Origin of the sequence: Mycobacterium sp. E2699, assembly GCF_001666745.1 — a bacterium.
Classification (GTDB): domain Bacteria; phylum Actinomycetota; class Actinomycetes; order Mycobacteriales; family Mycobacteriaceae; genus Mycobacterium.
Map to the genome: position 1 here is coordinate 18,814 of NZ_LZJH01000076.1, position 15,863 is coordinate 34,676.

The following is a 15,863-nucleotide window of genomic DNA, read 5'->3' on the forward strand; positions in this document are numbered from 1 at the left end:
CCTTATGACCGCAGCGAAGCAGGTCAGCGAGTTCGAGGCCCTGCGACCGCATCTCATGTCCGTCGCCTACCGGCTGACCGGCACCGTGGCAGACGCCGAGGACATCGTTCAGGAGGCCTGGCTGCGCTGGCACGGGCAGGCCTCCAAAAATGGAACGGCCATCTCGGACCTGCGGGCGTGGCTGACCACCGTGGTGAGCAGGCTGGGCCTGGACCGGTTGCGCTCGGCCGCGCATCGCCGCGAGACCTACACCGGCAACTGGCTGCCCGAGCCGGTGGTCACCGGGTTCGACCAGGCCGACCCGCTGTCGGCCGTGGTGGCCAGCGAGAACGCCCGGTTCGCGGCGATGGTGGTGCTGGAGCGCCTGTCGCCCGACCAGCGGGTCGCGTTCGTGCTGCACGACGGCTTCGCCGTGCCGTTCGCCGACGTGGCCGAGGTGCTGGGCACCAGCGAGGCCGCCGCGCGGCAGCTGGCGTCGCGGGCCCGCAAGGCGGTCAGCGCCCAGCCGCCGCCCGAACCCGATCCGTCGCACGACGAGGTCGTCGGCCGGCTGATGGCCGCCATGGCCGCCGGCGACCTGGAGGCCGTGGTGGCGCTGCTGCATCCCGACGTGGTCTTCACCGGCGATGCAAACGGCAAGGCGCCCACCGCGGTCCACGTGATTCACGGGGCGGACAAGGTGGCCCGGTTCATGTTCGGCCTGGGCCGCCGCTACGGTCCGGCGTTCTTCGCGGCCAACCAGCTGGCGCTGGTCAACGGCGAACTGGGCGCCTACACGGCGGGCAGCCCCGGCGACGACGGCCACTGGGAGATGCGGCCGCGGATCCTCGCGCTGACGGTGCGCGACGGAAAGGTCTGCGCCCTATGGGATGTCGCCAACCCCGACAAGTTCACCGGTTCCCCCTTGGGCCGTCGCTGAGGCCAGCGCGAGGCCGAGCCGCAACGCGCCGGCGGCCTCGGCTGCGGCCTCCGCGAACCGGCCGCCCAGGCCGACGAAGTTGAGGTAGGCGTGCGGCAGGTCGGATTGGCGGCTCAGCGCCACCGGGATCCCGCCGGCGCGCAGCTTGTCCGCGTAGGCGATGCCGTCGTCGCGGAGGGGATCGAAGCCGGCGACGGCGACATAGGCCGGCGGCAGCCCGGTGACGTCGCCGCGCAGCGGTGACACCCGCGGATCGTCCGGGTCGGTCCCGTCCGGTAGGTAATTGGCCATCGCCCAGCGCAGATTCCGGTCGGTGAACGTCGACGCCCCGTTGAACAGGTCGTGCGATCCGCGCCGCGCCGCGAGGTCCGTCGGGGGATACATCAGCAGCTGAAACGCCGGAACCGCGCCGCCCCGGCGCACCGCCTGTTGTGCCGTCACGGCCGCCAGGTTCCCGCCGGCGCTGTCACCCCCGACCGCGACGCGGTCGGGATCCGCGCCCAGCTCGGCGGCGTGGCGGTGCGCGTAGTCGAACGCCGCGATCGCGTCCTCGGCGGCGGCGGGGAACGGGTGCTCGGGGGCGCGGCGGTACTCGACCGACAGCACGCGCGCGCCGGCGTGGCTCGCGAGGTAACGGGCGACGGGGTCGTGGCTGATTCGCGAGCCGACGCAGAAACCGCCGCCGTGGAAATACACCAGCAGCCCCGACGGCGCGGACAGGCCGGCCGGGGTGTACAGGGTGGCAGGGAGGTCGCCGTGTTCGTCGGGGACGACGATCTCCAGCGTCGCGATGGGGACCGGCGATTCGTAGCCGACGATTCGCGGGAGCTGGTCATAGCGCGCCCGGGCCTCGTCCACCGGATCGGTGAAAACGTCTGAGCCCGAACGGTTTTTGAGGCGGATGAACAGCTGCGCGTCGAGGTCCAGTTGCTGCCCGTCGATCCGCACCGGCGGACCCGCCACTAGCCGGCGGATCGGGGTGGGCAACCCGAACGCACCGCGGACCACCGCCGCCCGGATATCTGGTGATGTCATATCGCAAGCGTGGGCCGACCAGGCCCGGGAACGCTTGTACGGATCCGTCAGGATTCGCGGGCCGCTCGGGCCAGGTCGCGCGGGGCGGACCCGGTCATCTCCCGGCACACCCTGGTGGCGTGCGCGCCGTCGGCGAACCCGGCCAGGTGGGCGGCGTCGGTGACGGTGCACCCGTCGACGACGTGGCCGATCGCCGCCACCAGCCGGGCCCAGCGGATGGTGGCCGACAACGACACCCCGGTCTGCCGGCGGCACAGCCGCCCGAGGTAATCCGGTGACAGCGCAACGTCATCCGCGACCGAGGCCACGTCGACGTGGCCCGGAACCCGGCTCGTCACGACTTCGATCGCGCGCCGCAGTTGCGGGTGCACGGACCGCGGCGCGTCCCGCCGCCCGCACAGCCGGTCGACCAGGAAACCCGCCGCGGCGTGCGGGCCGTCGCATCGGAGCAGCGCCGCCGTCGCCTCCGCCAGCGGTTGCCCGTCCGCGACGACCCGGACGCCGTCGCGCGCCAAGGCGTTCAGCGCCACGCCCTGCGCCGTCTGCATCCCGAAGTACAGCGTCACCGCCCCGGAGTCGACGTCCGAGCGCACGGCATGCCGGACGCCGCTGCCCACCACGACGAGCCGGCACACGTCGCGGCGACCGCCGGCCCGCGTGACGGTCAACGGACCCTGCGCGCCGAGCGTGACCTGGACCGCGGGGTGATGGTGCAGCGCGAGGTCCGAGAATGCGCCGGCCACCACGAGCCGACCCGGGCCCAGGTCCCAGACGCGCATGCCGCCACTTTAGCGCCGCGCCGGGGCCTCGCCGAGCATCGCCGCCTAGACCCACGGGACGCGGCACGCGTCACCGGAATTGAAGCCCTGCTCGGTGATGCCCAGCGCGGAGTTCACCCGCGCCCGCATGTTCTCCAGCCCGATCTGGTAGGTCAGCTCGAACACGCCGGCGTCGCCGAAGCGGGCCTTCAGGTCGGCGACCTGCTCGTCGGTGACGGTGTGCGGGTCGGTGGTCATCGCGTCGGCGTAGGCGATGGCGGCGCGCTCGTCGTCGCTGAAAAGCGCTGACGTTGCGTAGTTTTCGATGTCCTTGAGCCGCTCCATGTCCAGGCCGTCCAGGCGCTGCAGCATGGACCCGAAGTCGACGCACCACGAACAGCCGACCGCGCGCGCTGTCCAGTAGACCGCCAGCTCGCGCACGCTGACGGGGAGCGCCCTGGAGGCCCGGTCGACCATGGTTTCGTGCACGGCGCCGGCGATCATCAGTCTGCGGTGATGCGCGGACACGGCGAACGGTTCGGGAACCTGGCCGTAGCGCCGCTTGGCGACGGAATACATGGCGCGGGTCAGCGGCCCGACGCGCTTGGGGGACAGGGGCTCGATGCGGGTCTTCTGTGTCATACCCGTCAGACGGGACGGGGTGCGAAAGTGTGACACATACCTGCGGTATGCGGCTAGTCTCTCGACCTGTGGTGGCGATTGCGAGTTGACGATGACCGCGCTGTTTAGCCGACGGGCCGATCAGTACGACTGGCTGTCCGGTTATCTCGCGTCGCGGGGCATCAGCGGCGCCACTCGGGCCGTCCTGGCGTCCATCTCGGCGTCGCTGGTGTTGTGCCTTCTCGCGCTGCTGGCCGGCTCGGACGGGCCCCGCGGGACGGTGCCGGTGGCTATGACCTGGGCCGCCGTCGCCGGCGGGGTGGCGGGGATGTTGTTGTGGGTCTGGCGCTGGCCGACGCGCAGGCAGTCGCTCGCGTACGCCGTCACGTGCAACACCGCCGTCGCGCTGGCGTGCCTGGCGCACCCGAACCCGCTGGCCGCGCTGATCGGGTGCGTCGCTTTCGCGACCTTCGGCGCCTACATGGCGTTCTTTCACACGACGGGATGGGTGCTGTACAACTTCGCGGTCGCCGCCGCCGTCGCCTCCTGGGAGGCGCTGTCCCTGGCGAGATCCGGACACCCCAGCCTCGCCGGCGTGGACCTGTGGCTCGTGATCGAGGTCAACATCGCGCTGCCGCTGGCCATCCGCATCCTGGTGCGTGCCCTGTCGGGAGATCTGCTGCGCGCCGACCGCGACCCGTTGACGGGACTGCTCAACCGGCGCGCATTTCGGCACGAGGCGCTGGGCATGATCCTGGCCCGGCGGGGCATCGACTCCCACCTCGTGGTGATGCTGATCGATCTCGACCACTTCAAAGCCCTCAACGACCGGTGTGGCCACGCGGCGGGGGACCACGCGCTGGTCCAGGTCGCCCAGGCGCTGCTGGCGGCCGCCGACAATCAGGCGGTGGTGTCGCGAAGCGGCGGTGAGGAATTCCTGCTGGCCGGCACGTCGTCGGGTTGCAACGCCGAGTCGCTGGCCGCGCGGATGTGCCGGGCCATCGCGGACTCGGCCGCGGGGGTCACCGCCAGCATCGGCACCGCCTGCGCCCGTCTCGACGACGCCGCACCCGAACCGCAGGCGCTGCTGGAGCAGCTGATCAGCGCCTCCGATGCCGCGATGTACCAGGCCAAGCGGCTGGGCGGAAACCAAAGCTACCATCACGAACTCTGCTGAGCGCGCGTCTGTCACCCGTGCCGAGCAGACGCAAAAGCCCCCGACACGCCGGTGTGGTGGGGCCTTTTGCGTCTGCTCGCCGGCGGGTCAGCGCGAGAACATGATCGCGCGCTTGACCTCCTGGATCGCCTTGGTGACCTCGATGCCGCGCGGGCAGGCCTCGGTGCAGTTGAACGTGGTCCGGCAGCGCCACACGCCGTCCACCTCGTTGAGGATGTCGAGTCGCTCGGCGGCGGCCTCGTCGCGGCTGTCGAAGATGAAGCGGTGCGCGTTGACGATCGCCGCCGGCCCGTAGTAGCTGCCCTCGTGCCAGAAGACCGGGCAGCTGGTGGTGCAGGCCGCGCACAGGATGCACTTGGTGGTGTCGTCGTAGCGGGCGCGGTCGGTCGGGCTCTGGATGCGTTCCCGCGTCGGGGGGTTGCCGGTGGTGATCAAATACGGCTTCACCGCCCGGTAGGCGTCGAAGAACGGCTCCATGTCGACCACGAGGTCCTTCTCCACCGGCAGCCCGCGGATGGGCTCGACCGTGATGGTGAGCTGTTTGCCGGGTTTTTTGGGCAGCAGGTCCCGCATCAGCACCTTGCAGGCCAGCCGGTTGACGCCGTTGATGCGCATGGCGTCCGACCCGCACACCCCGTGGGCGCAGGACCGCCGGAACGTCAGCGTCCCGTCGAGGTAGCTCTTGATGTAGATCAGCAGGTTGAGCATCCGGTCGCTGGGCAGGCACGGCACCCGAAAGCTCTGCCAGCCACCGGTTTTCGCGAACGCCTCGGGCTGGTCGGGGTTGAACCGGGCGATCTTCACCGTCACCAGCACCGCGCCCTCGGGGATCGGCGGCAACGGGGGTTCCACCCGCGGCTCGACGGTCGGCTCCATGTCGAAGGCCATCAGTACTTCCGTTCCTTCGGTTCGTAGCGGGTCTGCACCACCGGCTTGAAGTCCAGCGCGATGTCGCTCAGCAGAGCGCTGCCCTGCTTGTAGGCCATCGTGTGGCGCATGTAGTTGACGTCGTCGCGGTTCGGGTAGTCCTCGCGGGCATGCCCGCCGCGGGATTCCTTGCGGTTCAGCGCCCCGACCACGGTGACCTCGGCCAGCTCCAGCAGGAAGCCGAGCTCGATGGCCTCCAACAGGTCGCTGTTGAACCGCTTTCCCTTGTCGTGCACGGTGATTCGCGAATAGCGCTCCTTCAGCGCGTGGATGTCCGTCAGGGCCTGCTTCAGCGTCTCCTCGGTGCGGAAGACCGCGGCGTTGTTGTCCATCGACTGCTGCAGCGCGCCGCGGATGTCGGCGACGCGCTCGTTGCCGTGCTCGGAGAGGATGTCGGCCACCCATCCGACGACCATCGCCTCCGGCTCCGGCGGCATGTCGACGAAGTCATGGCCCCGCGCGTAGGCCGCCGCCGCGATGCCGGCCCGGCGCCCGAACACGTTGATGTCCAGCAGCGAATTGGTGCCCAGCCGGTTGGCGCCGTGCACCGACACGCACGCGCACTCGCCCGCGGCGTACAGGCCCGGCACAATAGAAGTGTTGTCCCGCAACACCTGTCCGGTGACGGTGGTGGGGATGCCGCCCATCACGTAGTGACACGTCGGGTAGACGGGGACCAGTTCGTGCACCGGGTCCACGCCCAGGTAGGTGCGGGCGAACTCGGTGATGTCGGGCAGCTTGGCCTCCAGCACGTCCTCGCCCAGGTGGCGGACGTCGATGTAGACGTAGTCCTTGTGCGGACCGGCGCCGCGGCCCTCGAGGACCTCCAGGACCATCGAGCGGGCGACGATGTCGCGCGGCGCCAGGTCGACGATCGTCGGGGCGTAGCGCTCCATGAAGCGCTCGCCGTCGCCGTTGAGCAGCCGGCCGCCCTCGCCGCGCACGGCCTCCGAGATCAGGATGCCCAGGCCGGCCAGGCCCGTCGGGTGGAACTGGTGAAACTCCATGTCCTCCAACGGAAGTCCCTTGCGGAACACGATGCCGATGCCGTCGCCGGTCAGTGTGTGGGCGTTGGACGTGGTCTTGTACATGCGGCCCGACCCGCCGGTCGCGATCACCACCGCCTTGGTGTGGAAGACGTGGATCTCACCCGTGGCCAGCTCGTAGGCGACCACGCCGGTGGCCACCGGCCCGCTCGGCGTCTGCGTCAAAACCAGGTCCAGGGCGTAGAACTCGTTGAAGAACTGCACGTCGTGCTTGACGCAGTTCTGGTACAGGGTCTGCAGGATCATGTGGCCGGTGCGGTCGGCGGCGTAACAGGCCCGGCGCACCGGGGCCTTGCCGTGGTCGCGGGTGTGGCCGCCGAAGCGGCGCTGGTCGATGCGGCCCTCGGGGGTGCGGTTGAACGGCATCCCCATCTTCTCCAGGTCGAGCACCGCGTCGATGGCTTCCTTGCACATGATTTCCACGGCGTCCTGGTCGGCCAGGTAGTCGCCGCCCTTGACCGTGTCGAACGTGTGCCACTCCCAGTTGTCGTCCTCGACGTTGGCCAGCGCCGCGCACATGCCGCCCTGGGCGGCACCGGTGTGGCTGCGGGTGGGATAGAGCTTGGTCAGCACCGCGGTCCGCACCCGCGGCCCGGCCTCGACGGCGGCACGCATCCCGGCGCCGCCCGCGCCGACGATCACCACGTCGTATCGGTGTTGCTGGATCAACGCGCCTCCCTCAGGAAATGTTCGGGTCGAAGGTCACCAGCACGTATGTGCCCAGCACCAACGTGAACCCGATCGACAGCAGCAGCAGGCTGTTGAGCCAGAACCGGGTGGAGTTCTTGCGGCTGTAGTCGTCGATGATGGTCCGCAGCCCGTTGCCGCCGTGCAGCTCGGCCAGCCACAGCAGCGCCATGTCCCAGATCTGCCAGAACGGCGAATGCCAGCGCTGCGCGACGTAGTTGAAGTCGATGCGGTACACGCCGTCGTCCCACATCAGCATGATGAACAGGTGCCCGACCGCCAGGAACACCAGCGCGATCCCGGAGAACCGCATGAACAGCCACGCGAACTTCTCGAAGTTGGGGATGCCGGCGCGCCGGCGGGGGGAGCGCGGATTGTCCAGGCTGGCCGGGCGGTCGTAGAAGCGCTGCCTGACCGGCGCGACCTGGCCCCGCCCGAGCTGCAGGTCGGGGCTGCTCATCGGAAGTGCCCCATGATGTGGATGACGGTCACCACGCCCGCCGGAACCATCAGCAACAGGAACACGACGCCGACGATCCAGAACATCAGCCGCTGGTGGCGGGGGCCCTGCGACCAGAAGTCGATCAGGATGACCCGGATGCCGTTCAGGCCGTGGAACAGCACGGCGGCGACGAGGCCGTACTCCATCAGCCCGACGACGGGGGTCTGGTAGTCGTGGATCACCGCGTTGTAGGTCTGCGGGCTGACCCGCAGCATCGCGGCGTCCAGGACGTGGACGAACAGGAAGAAGAAGACCGTCGCGCCGCTGATGCGGTGCAGCACCCATGACCACATGCCGGGGTCGCCGCGATACAGGGTCCGGGGCGGTCGCCGCTTGCGCGCGGGGGCAGTGCTTACCAAGTCCTCACCGCCTTTAACGTTGATACGACTGTCAAGCCGGGCAGTTCAGCCTAACCCCGCCGGCGGGAGGCCTGCGCCGAACAGTCCGCCGGGCGAACGGTCGTGTCAGAGTGAGGGTGACGGCGTCGAGCCGGCCATGACGAGCGGGGTTCGAGCGAGGTGGATATGCCCGATATCGACTGGAATGCGCTGCGGGACAAGGCAACACAGGTGGCGGCGGGGGCCTACGCGCCGTACTCGCGGTTTCCGGTGGGCGCCGCCGCGCTGGTCGACGACGGCCGCGTGGTCACCGGCTGCAATGTGGAGAACGTCTCATATGGCCTTGGTCTCTGTGCCGAGTGCGGGGTGGTGTGCGCCCTGCATTCGACCGGCGGCGGCCGGCTGGTCGCGCTGGCGTGCGTCGACGCCCGGGGCGCCCCGCTGACGCCGTGCGGGCGGTGCCGTCAGGTGCTGCTGGAGCACGGCGGCCCCGGCCTGTTGATCGACCATCCCGCGGGGCCCCGCCGCCTGGGCGAGCTGCTGCCCGACGCGTTCACCGCCGACCTGCCCCGGGAACGCCCTTGACCGGCTTCGAATTCGACGCGCCGACGGTGATCCGGACCAAGCGCGACGGCGGTCGGTTGTCCGATGCGGCCATCGACTGGGTCGTCGACGCGTACACCCACGGCCGGGTCGCCGACGAGCAGATGTCGGCGCTGTTGATGGCGATCTTCTTCCGCGGCATGGACCGCGGCGAGATCGCCCGGTGGACGGCGGCGATGCTGGCGTCCGGCGAGCGCCTGGACTTCACCGACCTGTACCTGCCGACGGTGGACAAGCACTCGACCGGGGGAGTCGGGGACAAGATCACCCTGCCGTTGGTGCCCGTCGTCGCCGCGCGCGGCGCCGCCGTGCCCCAGGCGTCCGGCCGCGGGCTGGGGCACACCGGCGGCACCCTGGACAAGCTGGAGGCCATCGCCGGGTTCTCCGCCGCGCTGTCGGGCCGGCGGGTGCGTGACCAGCTGCGTGACGTCGGGGCCGCCATCTTCGCCGCCGGCGAGCTGGCGCCGGCCGACGCCAAGCTGTACGCGCTGCGCGACATCACCGGCACGGTCGAGTCGCTGCCGCTGATCGCCAGCTCGGTGATGAGCAAGAAGCTGGCCGAGGGGGCCGGCGCGCTGGTGCTCGACGTGAAGGTCGGGTCGGGGGCGCTGATGGCCTCGGAGGCGGCCAGCCGCGAGCTCGCGCAGACCATGGTGCGCCTCGGCGCGGCGCACGGCGTGCCCACCCGCGCGCTGCTGACCGACATGAACCGCCCGCTGGGCGCGACGGTGGGCAACGCGCTCGAGGTCGCCGAGTCGCTGGAGGTGCTGGCCGGCGGCGGGCCGCCCGACGTGGTGGAGCTGACGGTGCGGCTGGCCGCCGAGATGCTCGGGCTCGCCGGGATCGACGACCGCGATCCCGCCCAGACCCTGCGCGACGGCACCGCGATGGACCGGTTTCGCCGGCTCGTCGCGGCCCAGGGCGGCGACCTGTCGGTCCCGTTGCCGGTCGCTTCGTGTTCCGAGACCGTGACGGCTTCCCGGGGCGGCACAATGGGCGATATCGACGCGATGGCAGTGGGGCAGGCGGCTTGGCGGCTCGGCGCGGGGAGATCCCGCCCGGGTGAACCGGTGCAGCCGGGCGCGGGCATCCGGATCCACCGCCGCCCCGGGCAGCCCGTCGCGGCCGGCGAGCCGCTCTTCACCCTCTACACCGACACCCCCGAGCGTTTCGGCGCCGCGCTGGCCGAGCTGGACGGCGGCTTCGGCGTCGGCGACGCGCCACCGGCCGCCAGGCCGCTGATCATCGATCGGATCGCCCCGTGAGCACACTGGATCTCGCGCAGATCACCAAGGCGCCCAAGGCGCTGCTGCACGATCACCTCGACGGCGGCTTGCGGCCGTCCACCGTGATCGACATCGCCGGCCAGACCGGCTATGACGGCCTGCCCGCCACCGACGTCGACGAGCTCGCCAAGTGGTTCCGCACCCGGTCGCACAGCGGCTCACTGGAGCGCTACCTGGAGCCGTTCTCGCACACCGTGGCGGTGATGCAGACGCCCGATGCGCTGTACCGCGTCGCCTACGAGTGCGTCGAGGACCTGGCCGCCGACGCCGTCGTCTACGCCGAGGTGCGCTTCGCGCCGGAGCTGCACATCGACCGTGGGCTGTCCTTCGACGAGATCGTCGACGCCGTCCTGGAGGGTTTCGCCGCCGGCGAGAAGGCGTCCGCCGCCGCGGGCCGCCCGATCAAGGTGCGGTGCCTGGTCACCGCCATGCGGCACGCCGCGGTGTCCCGCGAAATCGCCGAACTGGCAATCCGGTTCCGGGACAAGGGCGTCGTGGGATTCGACATCGCGGGCGCGGAGGCCGGCAACCCGCCGACGCGCCACCTCGACGCCTTCGAGTACATGCGAGACCACAACGCGCGCTTCACCATCCACGCCGGTGAGGCGTTCGGGCTGCCCTCGATCCACGAGGCGATCGCGTTCTGCGGCGCCGACCGGCTGGGCCACGGGGTACGCATCGTCGACGACATCGACGTCCTCGAAGGCGGGCGGGTCCGGCTGGGTCCGCAGGCATCCATCCTGCGGGACAAGAGAATTCCGCTCGAGCTGTGCCCCAGCTCGAACGTGCAGACCGGCGCGGTCAAGAGCATCGCCGAGCACCCGTTCGATCTGCTGGCCCGCACCCGCTTCCGGGTCACCGTGAACACGGACAACAGGCTGATGAGCGACACCACCATGAGCCTCGAAATGTCGCGCCTGGTAGACGCTTTCGGCTACGGGTGGAGTGACCTCGAGCGGTTCACGATCAACGCGATGAAGTCCGCCTTCATCCCGTTCGACGAGCGGCTGGCGATCATCGACGAGGTGATCAAGCCGCGGTATGCGGTGTTGATCGGTTAGTCGACGATCGCCGGCCCTCGTCCGGCGGACCTACCGGGGCAGCCCGGTGCGGCTGCGACGACCAGTCACCGCCTCGTAGATGGCGATGAGCACCACGGCGGCGGCGACCCCGATGAAGAACGGGATCCAGGCGATTCCGCCGTTGGCGTTGTGGTATCCGAACTGGGCGGCCACGGCCGACCCGATCAGGCCGCCCACGGCGCCGAGCACGACCGTCATGATCATGCCGATGCTCTGCTTACCAGGCATCACCAAGCGCGCCACCACACCGATGATGGCGCCCACGATGATCGCGAGGATGATTGATCCGATCATTTTGCAGCTCCTGTCTTCGGGGCGCCCGGGGCGGGCGCCACCTTCGACAGGGGTTCCCTAACCGGCGGGCTTGTAACCCCTTGTGCCCCCGAACCGGCTCTGGCGCACCAGCCGGCATGGCCGGCGCGTCGCGGCGAAGTCAGTCGTTGCAGCCGTTGAGGTCGACGGTCGAACCTGGTCCCGCGCCCTCCAGCGCCGCGGCGTCTGCCGCGCCCTGGAACGGTGCAACCCTTCCCGCAAAGGTTTTCCCGTCGGCGCTCGACGCGATCGACAGGCAACCGAGCCCGGACGTGAGCACCTGGCAGTCGTTCGTCTTGCCCATGACGTTGCACCACAGCACGGCGGCGTCCTCCGCCTGGTTTCGGGTCCGATAGTTCAGCCGGATCGCTTCTTCTCCGGTCGAGGTGGATGCCGCGACCGCGCCCCAGCATCCCGGCCGGCAGTAGAAGTCGATATCGGCCCGGGCCGCCGGCGGGGCCGCGGACCCCGCGGCGGCGAGAATGGCGATAATCGCTGGCAGCGCAACGGTTCTCATGGTCACGACCTCGGCTGGGCCCCCCATGGACGCCTTTCACCGTCGCAGCCTTGACCCAGAGCCGGCTATGAACCGGCTCTGAGGGCCATGAGACCTACAACCCGGGCAGGCAGATGGGGGCGCCGTAGCACGGGGGCGGACCCAGCGGTTGCCGTGGGGCATCGCCCTCCCAGACGAATTGCCCGACGTTACCCATGCCGCCGACGGGGACCCAGTACCAGTGATGGCAGACGTTCATGTCCCAGCGGACATCCGGCATCGGCAGGGGCTGTCCAGGGCACCAGTCGTGCGGAACCGTGAAATTGTCCGCCGGCAACGGGTCACCGGGGTGCTGGGCCCAGCCGGGCGCGCCTGCGGCGGTGCCCGCGGCAAGCCCCACGCCCGCCGCCGCGACGCCGCCCGACAGCAGCGCCCTCGCCAGCATTTTCCTCAGGGTGCGGGTGGTGTCCATGGCGCTTCCTTCTTGGGTAGAGGCGGGCGGTGATCGACGCCATCACGGCCAGGGAGCGCAGAGGGGGGCGCAGGCGGGCCCGCGCGGCACGTGGTCTCCTTCGACAATGTCGTTGTGCTGCGGACTATCCGGGAAGCCCGCCGCCGGATACCAATAGTCGTGGCAGACATTGAGATCCCAACCCTCCCGCTGCATCGCGGCGATCGGCCCGCCCGGCGAAATGTGGTCGTTCGGATCCGGGTGGCCGGGGCACCACGTGAAGTGGTTGATCGGGGCGGGGCCGGGCTGGGCCTGGGCGCTGCCCGCGGCCAGGCCGAAACCGGCCACCGCGATCCCGCCCGACAACAGCGCCGGGGCAACAACCTTCCCCAGGGCGCGGATGGCGTTCATAACGACTTCCTTTCCCTCTTGGCAGGCCGAACCGTAATGCCGCCCGCTTGCGGAATTCTTGCGTCGAACTGGGAGTGGGAAGATTCAGCGATGGACAAGGACGACCCCGAGAAGCAGCGACCGCGGCTCGGGGCGAAGTTCGTTCGGGCGCTCGCGATCGTGTGTGTGGCCGGAGGCGCCTACTACTTCGCCGTCGGGTGTTTCAACTACATAGCCGTGCTGCGCACGCCGACTGTGGCCGCGACGATCGCGCACTGCGACAACGACACGACCTGTTACGGCACCTGGGGCGCCGGCGGAACGTCGAGGATCCGCCGGATCTACGGGGATATTCCCGGAACCCATCCGGTCGGATCGCGGGTCGACGTTTACATCTGGCGCGGCCAGGCCTATGCGGGCCACCCGAGTCGGGTTCCGGCCGTCTTGCTGTTGTCCGGGTCCTCGGTCGCGATCGTGGCGGGCGGGGTCCTGTGGTGGTCGGTGCGGCGCAAATACGGCACGGGCAAGGGCCGGTAGTCGGCCGTCAAGGGTCGAGCGGCGGATCGACGGCGATGCCGATGGCCCGGCCGGTGCTGGCGAGGTGCGCCCGCACGGCCCGCTGGGCGCGCGGCAGATCGCCGTCGCGCAGGGCCTCGGCGATGCCGCGGTGCTCGTCCATGATCGTCGCCATCCGATCGGGGTCGCCCAGCGCCGATTCACCGATCATCCGCATCTGGCGGTCCCGCAGCGACGAGTAGAAGCCGGACAGGATGGCGTTGCCGGACTCTTCCAGGGTGACGGTGTGAAAGGCGCGGTCGGCATCCAGGAATTCCCGCCAGTCGTTGGCGGCGGCGGCGTCGCGCTGCCGCTTCAGCTCGCCGGCCAGCCGTTCGTACACCGCGGCGCAGGCGGTGGGGCCGCGCCCGACCACCTTGGCCGCGGCGAACGGTTCCAGCAGCAGGCGCGCCTCGATGACCGCCCGGGCCTCGTCGGGTGAGACGGGGACGACGAGCGCGCCGCGCTGCGGGTACAGCCGCAGCAGCCCCTCGGCCTCGAGCCGCAGGAACGCCTCGCGAACCGGGGTCCGCGACATTCCCAGCGCCGCGGCGACCTCGCCCTCGCTGATGAGCTCCCCGCCGGGAAACCGGCCGGTGAGCACCTGCGCCTTGACGTAGTCCAGCGCGCGGTCCTTCGCCGTGCCCGCCCGCGGGTTGATCGTCGCCACTGCAGCCTTCCTCGCGGCTCAGTCGCATCTCAGATGCGTCCCTGACGGTACATCAGGCGAAAACCTGTGCGACACCGGTTGACGACTGAGATACTAGATAGATACATTAGAAATGTAAGACGTACCCCAATAGAAAGCAATCCGCCATGTCCCTCTTGGGCACGAATCAAGCGCAGGTCCCCAACCTCGACCCGACGATCCCGGCGCCGATGACCAACGTCGCCGAGTACGGCTTCGAGGGCCGGTTCGAGGACTGGGCCGACGACGCCTGCTACTTCGAGTACTCGAAGGCCGCCAACCCGATCGGATCCGGACACGCGCCGCAGGTTCCGATTACCCGCTTCGATCCGGAGATCTACGTCGATCGGCCGACCGGAGTTTTCCCGCTGGACCTGTCCAAGGAGTTGGGCATCGACACCGGCCCGGCGACCAGCCCCGCGCTGCTGGCCAACTTCATCCGCATCCGCCCCGGTGAGCAGGTCGACGCCAGCCCCAACGCCACCTCGCAGCTGTATTACGTGCTGTACGGGCGGGGCTTCGCGGCCATCAACGGCCGGCTGGTCAAGTGGGAAAAGGGTGACTTTCTGACCCTGCCCGCCGGCACGCATTCGGTGTTCTACGGCGACGACGAGACGGCCATGTACTGGGTCCACGACGAGCCGCTGCTGCGCTACCTCGGCGCCGAGGCCACCCGGCCGCGGTTCCGGGCGACCAAGTTCTGCCGCGCCGACGCGGTGGCCAAGCTGGAAGAGATCGCCGCCCGTCCCGGCGCCAACGAAAAGAGCCGGGTCAGCGTGCTGCTGGCCAACGCCAACCAGGAACAGACGATGACCATCACCCACGTGCTGTGGGCGATGTTCGGGGTGCTGCCGCCCCGGCAGGAACAGCGCCCACACCGGCATCAGTCGGTCGCCCTGGACCTGATCCTCGACGCGCCGCCCAGCGGCTGCTACACCCTGCTGGGCAGCCGCCTCGACGAGCGCGGCGACATCGTCGACCCGATCCGGGTGGACTGGCAGGCCGGCGGCGCCTTCACCACCCCGCCGGGCATGTGGCACGCGCACTACAACGAGACGGACACCCCGGCCCACCTGATCCCCATCCAGGACGCCGGGCTGCAGACGCACCTGCGCAGCCTGGACATCAAGTTCACCCAGCGCCGGGACCTGGTGGCGGGCTGACCCGGCCGGGCTCCATGCAGCGTCGACATTTGGCGAATAGTGTGGCTGGACATGAAGCTGCCGCTGCTGGGCCCGGTATCGCTGACCGGCTTCCAGAACGCCTGGTTTTTCCTGTTGTTGCTGGCGGTGCTGCTGCTGATCGGCGCCTATGTCGCGCTGCAGTACGCGCGCCGCCGGCGGGTGTTGCGGTTCGCCAACATGGAGGTGCTGGAGCGCGTGGCGCCCCTGCGCTCCGGCCGCTGGCGGCACGTGCCGACGATCCTGCTGGCCGCGTCGCTGGTGCTGCTGACCACCGCCATGGCCGGGCCGACGTCCGACATCCGCATCCCGCTCAACCGCGCGGTCGTCATGTTGGTGATCGACGTCTCGGAATCGATGGCGTCCACCGACGTGCCCCCGAACCGACTGGCCGCCGCCCAGGAGGCCGGCAAGAAGTTCGCCGACGAGCTGACGCCGGCGATCAACCTGGGATTGGTGCAGTTCGCGGCCAACGCGTCGCTGATGGTCGCCCCGACCACGAACCGCGAGGCCGTCAAGACGGCGATCGACAGCCTCAAACCGATGCCGAAAACCGCGACAGGAGAAGGCATCCTGACCGCGTTGCAGGCCATCGCCACCGTCGGCTCGGTGATGGGGGGCGGGGAGGGCCCCCCGCCCGCCCGCATCGTGCTGGAGTCCGACGGCGCCGAGAACGTGCCGCTGGACCCCAACGCCCCGCAGGGCGCGTTCACCGCCGCCCGGGCCGCCAAAGACCAGGGTGTGCCCATTTCGACGATCACGTTCGGCACCAAGGGCGGCGAGATCGAGATGGACGGGCAGCGGGTCGC

The 15,863-nt window shown here is 70.0% G+C and carries 19 protein-coding genes and 1 pseudogene; 8 read left to right on the forward strand and 12 right to left on the reverse strand.

What is annotated here, in order from left to right; all coding sequences use genetic code 11:
- Window positions 1–4 precede the first annotated feature (4 nt).
- On the forward strand, window positions 5–919 hold the full coding sequence (locus A5696_RS11840) for a sigma-70 family RNA polymerase sigma factor (RefSeq protein ID WP_067878246.1): 915 nt from the start codon (window positions 5–7) through the stop codon (window positions 917–919).
- Here A5696_RS11840 and A5696_RS11845 read toward each other — a convergent pair.
- The 3 genes and pseudogenes from A5696_RS11845 to A5696_RS11855 form a co-directional block, all read right to left on the reverse strand.
- Complete coding sequence (locus tag A5696_RS11845; protein ID WP_067878249.1) at window positions 863–1,954, reverse strand: alpha/beta hydrolase; 1,092 nt, start codon at window positions 1,952–1,954, stop codon at window positions 863–865. The two genes, A5696_RS11840 and A5696_RS11845, sit on opposite strands and share 57 nt — an antisense overlap.
- 47 nt (window positions 1,955–2,001) lie before the next feature.
- Window positions 2,002–2,733, reverse strand: a complete 732-nt coding sequence (locus A5696_RS11850; protein ID WP_067878252.1) for an AraC family transcriptional regulator — start codon at window positions 2,731–2,733, stop codon at window positions 2,002–2,004.
- Window positions 2,734–2,778: 45 nt separating this feature from the next.
- Window positions 2,779–3,387 (reverse strand): annotated as a pseudogene (locus A5696_RS11855) (carboxymuconolactone decarboxylase family protein); the annotation flags it as partial.
- A 58-nt stretch (window positions 3,388–3,445) separates the two neighbouring features.
- On the opposite strand from A5696_RS11855, the gene A5696_RS11860 reads away from it, so the two are divergent.
- The gene (locus tag A5696_RS11860; RefSeq protein WP_067878258.1) at window positions 3,446–4,510 is read left to right on the forward strand and encodes a diguanylate cyclase; all 1,065 of its coding nucleotides are present in this window, start codon (window positions 3,446–3,448) and stop codon (window positions 4,508–4,510) included.
- Between the two features lie 87 nt (window positions 4,511–4,597).
- Here the strand turns inward: A5696_RS11860 and A5696_RS11865 are convergent, their stop codons facing one another.
- From A5696_RS11865 to sdhC, 4 genes are read right to left on the reverse strand one after another with little or no spacing between them, the layout of a single operon-like run.
- Window positions 4,598–5,398, reverse strand: a complete 801-nt coding sequence (locus A5696_RS11865) for a succinate dehydrogenase iron-sulfur subunit (protein WP_369803329.1) — start codon at window positions 5,396–5,398, stop codon at window positions 4,598–4,600.
- Entirely contained in the window at window positions 5,398–7,152 is a 1,755-nt protein-coding gene (gene sdhA / locus A5696_RS11870; protein ID WP_067878261.1) for a succinate dehydrogenase flavoprotein subunit, read from the reverse strand. Before sdhA ends, A5696_RS11865 begins: the two co-directional genes overlap by 1 nt.
- A gap of 10 nt (window positions 7,153–7,162) precedes the next feature.
- The gene (locus tag A5696_RS11875) at window positions 7,163–7,630 is read right to left on the reverse strand and encodes a succinate dehydrogenase hydrophobic membrane anchor subunit (protein WP_067878265.1); all 468 of its coding nucleotides are present in this window, start codon (window positions 7,628–7,630) and stop codon (window positions 7,163–7,165) included.
- Entirely contained in the window at window positions 7,627–7,965 is a 339-nt protein-coding gene (sdhC, locus tag A5696_RS11880; RefSeq protein ID WP_067878268.1) for a succinate dehydrogenase, cytochrome b556 subunit, read from the reverse strand. Before sdhC ends, A5696_RS11875 begins: the two co-directional genes overlap by 4 nt.
- 231 nt (window positions 7,966–8,196) lie before the next feature.
- Between sdhC and A5696_RS11885 the strand changes: the two genes are divergently transcribed.
- From A5696_RS11885 to A5696_RS11895, 3 genes are read left to right on the forward strand one after another with little or no spacing between them, the layout of a single operon-like run.
- On the forward strand, window positions 8,197–8,595 hold the full coding sequence (locus A5696_RS11885; RefSeq protein WP_067878271.1) for a cytidine deaminase: 399 nt from the start codon (window positions 8,197–8,199) through the stop codon (window positions 8,593–8,595).
- A complete protein-coding gene (locus A5696_RS11890; RefSeq protein ID WP_067878274.1) occupies window positions 8,592–9,878 on the forward strand; it encodes a thymidine phosphorylase in 1,287 nt (428 codons plus the stop codon). The genes A5696_RS11885 and A5696_RS11890 overlap by 4 nt, the downstream gene beginning before the upstream one ends.
- A complete protein-coding gene (locus tag A5696_RS11895) occupies window positions 9,875–10,960 on the forward strand; it encodes an adenosine deaminase (protein ID WP_067878277.1) in 1,086 nt (361 codons plus the stop codon). Before A5696_RS11890 ends, A5696_RS11895 begins: the two co-directional genes overlap by 4 nt.
- A gap of 30 nt (window positions 10,961–10,990) precedes the next feature.
- Here A5696_RS11895 and A5696_RS11900 read toward each other — a convergent pair whose 3' ends face one another.
- The 4 genes from A5696_RS11900 to A5696_RS11915 all read right to left on the reverse strand — a co-directional run bounded on the left by A5696_RS11900 (window position 10,991) and on the right by A5696_RS11915 (window position 12,651).
- Complete coding sequence (locus tag A5696_RS11900) at window positions 10,991–11,275, reverse strand: GlsB/YeaQ/YmgE family stress response membrane protein (protein WP_067878280.1); 285 nt, start codon at window positions 11,273–11,275, stop codon at window positions 10,991–10,993.
- A 139-nt stretch (window positions 11,276–11,414) separates the two neighbouring features.
- On the reverse strand, window positions 11,415–11,810 hold the full coding sequence (locus tag A5696_RS11905) for a DUF4189 domain-containing protein (protein WP_067878283.1): 396 nt from the start codon (window positions 11,808–11,810) through the stop codon (window positions 11,415–11,417).
- A gap of 94 nt (window positions 11,811–11,904) precedes the next feature.
- The gene (locus A5696_RS11910) at window positions 11,905–12,261 is read right to left on the reverse strand and encodes a hypothetical protein (RefSeq protein WP_067878286.1); all 357 of its coding nucleotides are present in this window, start codon (window positions 12,259–12,261) and stop codon (window positions 11,905–11,907) included.
- A gap of 42 nt (window positions 12,262–12,303) precedes the next feature.
- Window positions 12,304–12,651: a hypothetical protein gene (locus tag A5696_RS11915; protein ID WP_067878289.1), complete on the reverse strand. Its 348-nt coding sequence runs from the start codon at window positions 12,649–12,651 to the stop codon at window positions 12,304–12,306.
- Between the two features lie 90 nt (window positions 12,652–12,741).
- Between A5696_RS11915 and A5696_RS11920 the strand changes: the two genes are divergently transcribed.
- Window positions 12,742–13,167 (forward strand): hypothetical protein, encoded by a 426-nt coding sequence (locus A5696_RS11920; protein ID WP_067878292.1) that lies wholly within the window; start codon window positions 12,742–12,744, stop codon window positions 13,165–13,167.
- Window positions 13,168–13,174: 7 nt separating this feature from the next.
- Here A5696_RS11920 and A5696_RS11925 read toward each other — a convergent pair whose 3' ends face one another.
- Window positions 13,175–13,855 carry a GntR family transcriptional regulator gene (locus A5696_RS11925; protein WP_067878295.1) on the reverse strand — a complete coding sequence of 227 codons (681 nt, stop codon included), beginning with the start codon at window positions 13,853–13,855 and terminating at the stop codon, window positions 13,175–13,177.
- A gap of 146 nt (window positions 13,856–14,001) precedes the next feature.
- Between A5696_RS11925 and A5696_RS11930 the strand changes: the two genes are divergently transcribed.
- Together A5696_RS11930 and A5696_RS11935 are read left to right on the forward strand one after the other, a co-directional pair.
- The gene (locus tag A5696_RS11930; RefSeq protein ID WP_067878299.1) at window positions 14,002–15,036 is read left to right on the forward strand and encodes a cupin; all 1,035 of its coding nucleotides are present in this window, start codon (window positions 14,002–14,004) and stop codon (window positions 15,034–15,036) included.
- A 51-nt stretch (window positions 15,037–15,087) separates the two neighbouring features.
- The coding region (locus A5696_RS11935; protein ID WP_067878301.1) for a VWA domain-containing protein at window positions 15,088–15,863 on the forward strand (776 nt) is incomplete at its 3' end.